The sequence below is a fragment of the Acidisoma silvae genome (assembly GCF_020618775.1).
Taxonomy (GTDB): domain Bacteria; phylum Pseudomonadota; class Alphaproteobacteria; order Acetobacterales; family Acetobacteraceae; genus Acidisoma; species Acidisoma silvae.
Map to the genome: position 1 here is coordinate 1 of NZ_JAESVB010000041.1, position 8875 is coordinate 8875.

An 8875-nucleotide genomic window follows, 5' to 3' on the forward strand; every position below is an offset into this window, starting at 1 on the left:
CCTTTGGGTGTCTGGCGCATTCGGTGTGGAGCTTTCGTCCGGAGGGCATTGAGCGCCTATTTGCGGGTCAGTGCGGTCCTGTGCCCTGATACGGCATGAAGAAGCACGATTGCTGAACGCTTTCGCCGGACATCAACGTTTCAGCCGCAGAGAGAATTGGACCATAATGGGTTGTATCAGGGACCCTGGTTGCCATCGGACGATGTCCTGAATCCAGTTCCCGGTCACGGCGGCGCCAAAGGGCCTATCTACGCCGCATGCAGGATCTGCCGGTTCACGGTGTCGCTGTGACGCTCCGTCTCAAATTCACACGCTGGCGGTGCAAGGAGAAGCTCTGCCTGCGAAAGACCTTGCTGATCGCCTTCCGGATGTTGCACGGCCCCCCGCCCTGGAGGGCGTGCCTGGCGGCAGAACTCGCCCGTCTTGTCGCCCCTAAAGAGGGCGGTCAGCCGGGCCCGCTGATGGCACGCCCGGGGATGTCTCTGAACAAAAATAGCCTCCTCCGGTCACTTAGGCGAGCGATGGAGCTTCCGCTTGGCAGACAAACACGCCAACTCAGTCATCCAATAGGTAGGGGACAAACACATCTTCAACGGTCCAGCGCTTCTTCGAAAGGCCTTGCTCGAAATGATAGCGTAGAAAGGTATCGAGGGCCGCGCGATTACGCTTGATACCGTAAGGCCACCAATCTTCCCCCAGCGCTCTGCGATTGTCAGTGATGAGGGCCGTGAGCCAGGGGATCATGGTCGTCATGTTGTTAAACGTCATGCCCCTTACCAGTTTTTCCTCGCAAGCGGCTTTGGCATCCTTGAAACCCTTATAGACGGCCCTGACGACCTCGGGCTTTTCTTCGGCCAGTTCGCGCCTGACGACGATCTGGTGCATCATCGGAAAGAGGCCTGTGCGAGTAAAATAGTCACGTTCGACTTCGACATAATTCTCGAAGAGGCGTCCCACGGCAGGATCACCTTCGAGATAGGCTTTAGGAGCGTCAGCTGAAATCAGAGCATCGATTTCGCCCTTGGCGAGAAGCTCGCCCAGATCGGCATCCGCACCTGCCTGCTCGACCTCTATGCCCGCCGGATGCGGCTGCGGCACCCAATCGATTGGCTTCAACGGGAAATCAATCCCGCCGATCAACCAGCGCGAATGCTCAGGCTTCACACCATATTCATCCGAGAGAATGCCTTTGGGCCAAACGCCCGCATCATGACCATACATTGCGAGCTCGCCGATGCGCTTGCCAGCAAGATCCTGCGGCTTTTCAATCCCGCTCGCCTTGTTGATGTAGATCGCCGAATGGCGAAACATATGCAGCGTGAAAACTGGAATCGCCAAAAACGGTGGCTCGTCGAAATCCATCGTGCGCAGGAAATAGGAAAAACCAAGATCAGACACATCGTATGCACGGTCTTTGACCATCGCTTCAAATACGTCCGTGACAATGCGGCCATTGTGGTAGGTCGCGTCGACGCCATTGATCTTCACTGAGCCGTCGCGCAGCGGCTCGCAACGATCATAATTCCAGAAAGCGATATCGAGTTTGATATTACTCACGACCGTGCTCCGCTCTCGTTGGGGACAAAGCTTATTCTCTTGAGGGAACATAGGCGCATTTGCTGGTTAGCGGCTTCACAACTCCCCGAGGCGTTCACTGGCCTCCTAGTACTGGCCGCTCGGACGATGCTGATTTGGCTTGCTATTCCGCAGGTGGTGCTTCGTCCCGACAGATTTTTACGCGACGTTTTATGACCACATGCTGCGCATCCGCGCGCCGACATCAATGCGGACCTGATTAGCCGCAGCCTCTCGTGCCACCTGGGTGGCGAGGACAGGCCAGGACAGGCTTTCAAATAGCGGCAGAAGGCTCGTCGGAATGAAGCGCGTGCGAGAAGCGAAGACGTGCCTGTCTCCCATGGTCGGTTGCCCGTGCGTGTAGAAGCGGCGAGGTGTCACCAAGTAGAGATTATCCTTGGCCCGGGTCATCGCAACATAAAGCAGACGCCGTTCCTCTTCGATTTCCGCTGTAGTCCCGGTTCCAAGATCTGACGGAATGCAACCGTCGACCGCGTTGAGCACGAAGACCGATTTCCATTCCTGACCCTTGGCCGAGTGGATGGTCGAAAGGATCAGATAGTCCTCATCCAGCAGCGGCACACCGGCCTGGTCGCTCGTAGCGTCCGGCGGGTCAAGCGTGAGATCTGTCAAGAAACGCGCGCGAGATGGATAGCCAGCGGCGATTTGCTCCAATTGAAGTAGATCCAACTGACGGGCGTCCGCGTCCTCATGAATGCGCTCGAGATGGGGCGCATACCAAGCCCGTGCACAGCCAATTTCACCCGGCCAGCCGATTTTGGCCGAAGCGAGTTGCTGCACCGTCTCTACAAGACCTACCCAACCCTCTCCTGCGCGTGGCGGCGGCGCTATCTCAGCAAGCGCGACAATCGGATCCGCTTGCTCTGCCATCGCGTCCAGCACGCGTTGTGCGGAGCTTGGCCCCACCCCGGGCAACAATTGAAGAATGCGAAACCCCGCAACCCGGTCGCGCGGGTTTTCCACAAAGCGCAGCAACGCCAGCAGGTCTTTGACGTGGGCAGTGTCCAGAAACTTGAGACCTCCGAATTTGACAAAGGGAATGTTGCGCCGTGTGAGCTCGATTTCGAGATGCCCGCTATGGCTTGAAGTCCGAAACAGCACGGCCTGTTGTTTGAGGGTTGCACCCCCTTCCCGGTTCTCAAGCACACGCTCCACCACATAGCGCGCCTGTTCCATTTCATCGCGCACGCTGGCCAGGACTGGCAGCTCGCTTGATTGGCGGTCGGTCCAAAGGTCCTTGGTAAAGCGCTCTGCCGCCAATCCGATGACGCCGTTGGCGGCATTCAGGATCGGCTGCGTGGAGCGATAGTTCTGATCCAGGGTAATCACGGCAGCTGGTGGAGCAAACTGATCCGGAAAGTCGAGAATATTGCGGACCGTCGCCGCGCGAAACCCGTAGATCGATTGCGCGTCGTCTCCAACGACGGTCAAACCACAACCAGAGGGTTTCAGTGCGAAGAGGATGCTCGACTGGAGCCGGTTGGTGTCTTGATATTCGTCGACGAAGATATGATCGAAGCGATCCCCGATATCGGCTGCCAAGGTTGGGTCGGCGACCATCTGCGCCCAGTAGAGCAGCAGGTCGTCATAATCGAGCACGCCCTGTGCCTGCTTTGCTTCAACATAGCTCGCGAACAGCTTCCGGAGTTCCAACTCCCAAGCCGAGCACCACGGAAAATGCGTCTTTAGTACCGCTTCGAGCGGCGTTTCCGAATTTACCACCCTGGAATAGATCGCAAGGCACGTGCCCTTTGTTGGAAAGCGGTTTTCCGTCTTTGAAAACCCGAGCTGATGCCGCTGCAGATTCATCAGATCAGCGGAATCCTCCCGATCATGAATCGTGAAGTTGGGCTGCAGCCCAATCTGTTCAGCATATTCCCGCAAGAGCCGCGCCCCGACGGCGTGGAAGGTCCCGGCCCAGGTCATCGCATCGGCCAGAGCGGTTCCCACGGCTGAACCCATGGTTTTGGCGCAAATCGTCTCGACCCGGCGTGTCATCTCTGCTGCGGCCCGGCGGGAAAAGGTCATCAGCAGAATGCGACGAGGGTCGATGCCAGCCTGGATCATCTTGGCCACGCGATGCGCCAACGTGTTGGTTTTGCCCGAGCCGGCTCCGGCAATAACCAGCAAAGGGGCGGAAAGCGGCCCGAAATGGCTTCCTATGCCATGGTCCACGGCCTGCTGCTGCATGGCGTTCAAGGGAGTGCGTTGAGGGTTAGACATCTAAGCGGCCGAGATCCTTAAGGACCCCAAATCAACCATGTTTCCCGTTTTGTTCACAAGGGTCGACATGCACGCGAGCAGCGCCCAACGCGCAGTTTCGGAGAGCTTTAAGGTCTGTTAGGAGCTTCCCTCGGATGAGCGTGCGAATTCTGCTGCCTGGCAGCTCGGCAAAACCCCGTGGATCCTCTTAAATGTCTGTCGCAGTGCTACCCCTTCACCATTCTGACAAGGGTCGACCTACATTCCTGGCGGGCGGTGGCGCCTGTGCCGAATTGATCGGCAGTAAGGACTGGGCCGCCACGCCTCTTGGTCCCATCGAAAACTGGCCTCAGTGTCTGACAAGCGCCGTTGCCATCCTCCTTCGGTCCCCGGTCCCAATTGTTATGCTTTGGGGACCTGAAGGCGTCATGCTCTATAACGACGCCTACTCCGGGTTTGCAGGGGGCAGGCATCCGGAGCTGCTCGGATCTAACGTTCGCAAGGGCTGGCCGGAGGTTGCCGACTTTAACGACAACGTTGTGACAAAGGGGCTGGCGGGTGAAGTCCTGCGTTACCGCGACCAAGAGCTGACCCTTCACCGCAACGGCGTGCCTGAGCCAGTATGGATGGACCTGGACTATTCTCCCGTTCCCGATGAAGCCGGGAGGCCAGCAGGCGTCATCTGCTTTCTCGCAGAGACCACCCAGCGCGTCGCAGCAGAGCGGCGAAAAGCCTTCCTGCATGGGCTGTCGGACGATCTTCAAGGCCTGACGACGCCGTCCGATATCATGAGGATGACGGCTGACCGCCTCGGAAAGTTACTATCTGCCAGCCGCGTTTTTTATGCCGAAATTTCCAATGGAAGGATGACTGTCGAACGCGACTATGCCTCTGGCGTGACTTCGATCTTTGGCGAGCATTCTCTCGAGGCCTTCGGGCCCGATCTCCTGGCCGCCTACCGCATCGGTACACCCGTTGTGGTCCGCAATGTCGAGACGGAGGTCAGACTTAGTTCCGACGCCCGCGCAGGGCTTCGCTCCCGGGAGGTTGGGGCATTCGTCGACGTCGTATTGTTTGAAGAGACGCAGTGGGTGGGACTGCTTGCCGTCCAAAGTGCCACGCCCCGCCTATGGACTGAGGCCGAGGAAACACTCATCCAAGAGGTTGGCGAACGCATCAAAGTAGCAATAGAGCGGGCCCGCGCTGAGCGCGACCGGCTCTGGGACCTGTCTCAGGACATGCTCGCTCGGGCCGATTACAGCGGGATGATATCCGCGGTGAACCCGGCATGGACCCGTGTCCTGGGCTGGACCGAGAACGAGCTGCTTACGCGCGGCTACACGACCTTCATGCATCCCGAGGACGCCGCAGCCACCCTCACCGCAATTGCTGAAGTCGCCGCAAAGCGTGAGCCCGCTCGGTTTCAGAACCGCCTAGCCACGCGCGACGGTGACTGGAAATCTATCGAATGGACCGTAGCGCCGGAACCCGATGGCATTAATTTTGTGGCGGTCGGCCGCGACCTCAGCGAGGCCAAGGCTCGCGAGGCTGAGTTGGAGATCGCCCGAGAAGCCCTTCGTCAAAGCCAAAAAATGGAAGCGATAGGGCAGCTTACCGGCGGTATTGCCCACGACTTCAACAACATGCTGACGGGCGTGATTGGCAGCCTCGATCTCATCAGGCGCAATATGGCCGTTGGAAAATTGGACCGCGTCGAGAAATACATCGAAGCCGCCAACACATCCGCGCAGCGCGCCGCCGGCCTAACCTCACGCCTCCTTGCCTTCGGCCGAAGGCAGTCACTTGATCTTAAGACGATCGACGTGAATGCCTTAGTAGCTGGGGTGGAGGATCTTCTGCGTCGCACGCTTGGCGAGCAGATCATTCTTGTGACCCATTTGGCTAGCAATCTCTGGACAGCGACTACAGATGCTAATCAACTAGAAAGTGCCTTGCTTAATCTCTGTATCAATGCTCGCGACGCCATGCCCAGTGGCGGGCAACTCGTCGTCGAAACGGCCAACACTGAATTAGATGAGCGCTACACACGTGACTACCCTGAACTCCAACCCGGGCAATATATCGTCCTGAGTGTCACCGATACCGGCGTAGGCATGTCGGCTTCGACGATTGCAAAGGTTTTCGAGCCCTTCTTTACAACGAAGCCAGTAGGCCAAGGCACCGGTCTTGGGCTTTCTATGATTTACGGTTTTGTCCGTCAGTCAGGCGGCCATGTCCGTATCTACAGCGAGTTGGCACAGGGCACGACGGTAAAATTGTTCGTGCCTCGCTCCCACGGCACTGTTGCAGTAAAATCAGCGCCTACTGTGACGATTCCGCATGGTGCTGGTGAAACGGTGATGTTCGTCGAGGATGATGCCTCGGTTCGTTTAATTGTAGCAGAAGTCCTTGCGGAGTTAGGCTACGCAGCAATCGAAGCCGTGGATGCCAATCGCGCCATACCAATCCTTGAGTCCGGCCAACGCATCGATCTTCTGATTACGGATGTTGGATTACCTGGCTTGAATGGCCGGCAATTGGCCGAGATAGCGCGGAAAGTCAGGCCCGATCTCAGCGTTCTCTTCATCACTGGCTACGCCCAGAATGCTGCCGTTCGCGCAGGGTTTTTGGACGAGGGGATGGACATGATGACAAAACCCTTCGCAATCGATGCATTAGCAACAAAGATCCGTCATATCATCGGAAACTGAGAGCGCGTCTCGCAGGATCTCGGTTCCTTAACTATGAGAATATCGGCATCAAGTTTGAGCAGTTTAGGTCATGTTGCGCATTAGAACTTCCAACGCCGCCATTTCAGGTAAAAAGAGTCAATTATCTTCAACGAAGCCAATCTCTACAGGCGATGCATTGTAATCTCTTAAGTCTTGTTCTTTTTCTTAGAGAAAGTTGACAATCGATTTGGATTCTCCGAGTCCGAACACGTGAGCCGAGACTGGAAGCGGCGCGACGCGTCCGGGTCAGTTTACTGATTGATACGCCCCCGGCCTTAGCCGCGATAAGGGTGCAAAAGCCCTTTAACCTTTGCTAGCAATTCCTCGGCGACAAAGGGTTTGGAGTGCCATTGCCAGTTAGGCCGATCAGTTGGCCCACTATCAGCACCGTACCCACTCAAGAAGATGAATGGCACCGCTCTTGGGTCCAGCATGTCAGCGATCGGGTAAGCGTTGCCGTCCTTCAGACTGAGGTCAAGGATGGCAATGTCAATCGTGTTTGCTCGCACCGCCGCCGCGGTCTCGGCCACGGTCTCGAAGGGACCGATGACCTCGCCGCCAGCGTCCTGGATCAGGTCTTCGATCCGCATAGCGAGCATCGGATCATCTTCGGCCACGAGAACACGGCACCCAGTCGGCAAACCCTCGACCATAGTCGCAGACAGTCCTTCTCGAGCAACCGGGTACAACCGGATCTCCGAATATTTAGGTGCGTTTGTCTTCAGGGCAAGTTCGACCGGCTCCAGGTTCGAATGTGACGGAGCGGGACGAAGAACGGGCAGTAGGCGGAAGCCCATCACCGCCCTTGTGGCATGGGCTCGGAGCCTCCACCTGAAAAGGACACGTTCAGGAAAAAACAATGGAACCGATGAAACCCATGGCGCCCATGAAGCCGATGGAACCAATGTCTGCTCCGGAAGCATGGTGGCCAGCCGATCTGGGACATCCCACGACCAGCGGTGGCCAGAACACGATGCGATACGCTTTTTTCTCGGAAAAGCACCGTTTGCTGATTGAGAAAGACGGCAAATTGACTGCCTACGACACCGGTGACCACCGCATAAGCGGGGTTTCGCAACAGCAGAGCCAAGGCCAAGAGTTGGTGTTCACCAGCCAAAATGGGACCGTAGACTTGGACGATCTCAAGTGGATCGGCTGCTGATCTCTATGAATTGAGGATGGGCCGCTGGCTTCCCTGCCCTTGCTGAGAACCGGGAAGCCAGAAGACTCTTAGTGCTGCTCCAGCGATCCCGTTACCAGGGCATCGTGGGTCGCAAAGCCATGGTCCTCGATAGCACGGACAATCTCAGCGCTGCTCAAAGCAACGCGCGGTGTCGACGGATCCACATCGAGATTTTGCTTGAAGATGGCAACGGCACGGTAGTCGGCATCCAATTCTGCGACACTGAACTTGCCAATGTCAGTGCCCGCGGGAACTGACAGGAACTTCTCAGGATTTGACGAACTTTTATAGACGTCGACCAGCATGGGAATTTCCCCTGTTATTTTTGCCAATATCGCTCGGCTCTCCAGCCGGCGCCAGCATTACCGCATAGTTCGCGCTCCCGGCCAAACGTGGTCCTATGTTCGCCGCTTCTGGCAGGTTACCTTGGGCGGAGGCGACAGCCTTTTAGGCGCGCTGGTCTAAAAAACTCTCTGCTTCTATGGATCGGCTCGCCGCATACGCGGCCATCCAGCCTGCATGCCAGGCATCTGCCGCCTCGATATCGCGCCAATAGGGATTCTCATGGATCGCTAGACCGTCCATGAACGCTTCCTCGCCGTCCATGTGAAAATGCGCAAGGTGAGACTGGTTCTGCATCGCCTATTGCTCCTGTTCGCTATGGAGGTGGGCGCAAGCCATCTCGTATTCGATACGGACATCGACAACGTTGATGTGAGCGAACGGTATCGATGCAAGTTTCAGGACGGCTTTTCGGCTCCGTGTCCCAAGGTTCTGCCGTTTTGAGGTAAGGCAGCGAAACGGCTTAACCCTTTAGAGAACGATCCCGGCCGGTCGGCGTTCACAGACAAGGTCTTCGCGCTCTGGGATGTCAGACGTGACTTCATCCTGCGCCGGCTGGCGGACCGACACGAATGGCCTCAAAAATTGCAGATTGACCTAACGCGACATCGCCCTGCTTCGCCAATTCCAGGCTGGCGCTGAAGGTGGTCGCCCAGGCCGAAGACCAGTGCATCGCGTCTTGCAACGCCGTACCGTCCTCATCGGTCCACGTCGGAAGTTCAGGCAAAAACGCCGCGAGCTCCCTGCCCTCACCGCCCTCTCCCAGGATGCGCAGGATCCGGTCGCGCGCCTCCGTGACGGAGTAGAGGTCGCTCCAAGA

Annotated in this window: 8 protein-coding genes; 2 read left to right on the forward strand and 6 right to left on the reverse strand. The window is 57.3% G+C overall.

Annotated features, from left to right (window positions below; all coding sequences use genetic code 11):
• Positions 1 to 555 precede the first annotated feature (555 nt).
• Together ASILVAE211_RS25265 and ASILVAE211_RS25270 are read right to left on the reverse strand one after the other, a co-directional pair.
• Positions 556 to 1557 (reverse strand): substrate-binding domain-containing protein, encoded by a 1002-nt coding sequence (locus ASILVAE211_RS25265; RefSeq protein ID WP_227324137.1) that lies wholly within the window; start codon positions 1555 to 1557, stop codon positions 556 to 558.
• Between the two features lie 189 nt (positions 1558 to 1746).
• Entirely contained in the window at positions 1747 to 3786 is a 2040-nt protein-coding gene (locus tag ASILVAE211_RS25270; RefSeq protein ID WP_227324138.1) for an ATP-dependent helicase, read from the reverse strand.
• A 224-nt stretch (positions 3787 to 4010) separates the two neighbouring features.
• On the opposite strand from ASILVAE211_RS25270, the gene ASILVAE211_RS25275 reads away from it, so the two are divergent.
• Positions 4011 to 6509: a PAS domain S-box protein gene (locus ASILVAE211_RS25275; RefSeq protein ID WP_227324139.1), complete on the forward strand. Its 2499-nt coding sequence runs from the start codon at positions 4011 to 4013 to the stop codon at positions 6507 to 6509.
• A 296-nt stretch (positions 6510 to 6805) separates the two neighbouring features.
• On the opposite strand, the gene ASILVAE211_RS25280 is transcribed toward ASILVAE211_RS25275, so the two are convergent.
• Positions 6806 to 7183, reverse strand: coding sequence for a response regulator (locus ASILVAE211_RS25280; RefSeq protein ID WP_227324140.1), 378 nt, complete (start codon positions 7181 to 7183; stop codon positions 6806 to 6808).
• A 206-nt stretch (positions 7184 to 7389) separates the two neighbouring features.
• On the opposite strand from ASILVAE211_RS25280, the gene ASILVAE211_RS25285 reads away from it, so the two are divergent.
• A complete protein-coding gene (locus ASILVAE211_RS25285; RefSeq protein WP_227324141.1) occupies positions 7390 to 7692 on the forward strand; it encodes a hypothetical protein in 303 nt (100 codons plus the stop codon).
• A gap of 68 nt (positions 7693 to 7760) precedes the next feature.
• Here ASILVAE211_RS25285 and ASILVAE211_RS25290 read toward each other — a convergent pair whose 3' ends face one another.
• From ASILVAE211_RS25290 to ASILVAE211_RS25300, 3 genes are all read right to left on the reverse strand, one after another.
• The gene (locus ASILVAE211_RS25290) at positions 7761 to 8018 is read right to left on the reverse strand and encodes a hypothetical protein (RefSeq protein WP_227324142.1); all 258 of its coding nucleotides are present in this window, start codon (positions 8016 to 8018) and stop codon (positions 7761 to 7763) included.
• 142 nt (positions 8019 to 8160) lie between these two features.
• The gene (locus ASILVAE211_RS25295; protein WP_227324143.1) at positions 8161 to 8352 is read right to left on the reverse strand and encodes a hypothetical protein; all 192 of its coding nucleotides are present in this window, start codon (positions 8350 to 8352) and stop codon (positions 8161 to 8163) included.
• A 244-nt stretch (positions 8353 to 8596) separates the two neighbouring features.
• Positions 8597 to 8875: hypothetical protein (locus ASILVAE211_RS25300; RefSeq protein WP_456304503.1), on the reverse strand; the 279-nt coding region annotated here is incomplete at its 5' end.

Coding starts and splice junctions, on each gene's coding strand:
- ASILVAE211_RS25295 (WP_227324143.1), bottom strand. CDS start 8,352: ATGCAGAACCAGTCTCACCTTGCGCATTTTCACATGGACGGCGAGGAA.
- ASILVAE211_RS25275 (WP_227324139.1), top strand. CDS start 4,011: ATGTCTGTCGCAGTGCTACCCCTTCACCATTCTGACAAGGGTCGACCT.
- ASILVAE211_RS25290 (WP_227324142.1), bottom strand. CDS start 8,018: ATGCTGGTCGACGTCTATAAAAGTTCGTCAAATCCTGAGAAGTTCCTG.
- ASILVAE211_RS25280 (WP_227324140.1), bottom strand. CDS start 7,183: ATGGTCGAGGGTTTGCCGACTGGGTGCCGTGTTCTCGTGGCCGAAGAT.
- ASILVAE211_RS25285 (WP_227324141.1), top strand. CDS start 7,390: ATGGAACCGATGAAACCCATGGCGCCCATGAAGCCGATGGAACCAATG.
- ASILVAE211_RS25270 (WP_227324138.1), bottom strand. CDS start 3,786: ATGCAGCAGCAGGCCGTGGACCATGGCATAGGAAGCCATTTCGGGCCG.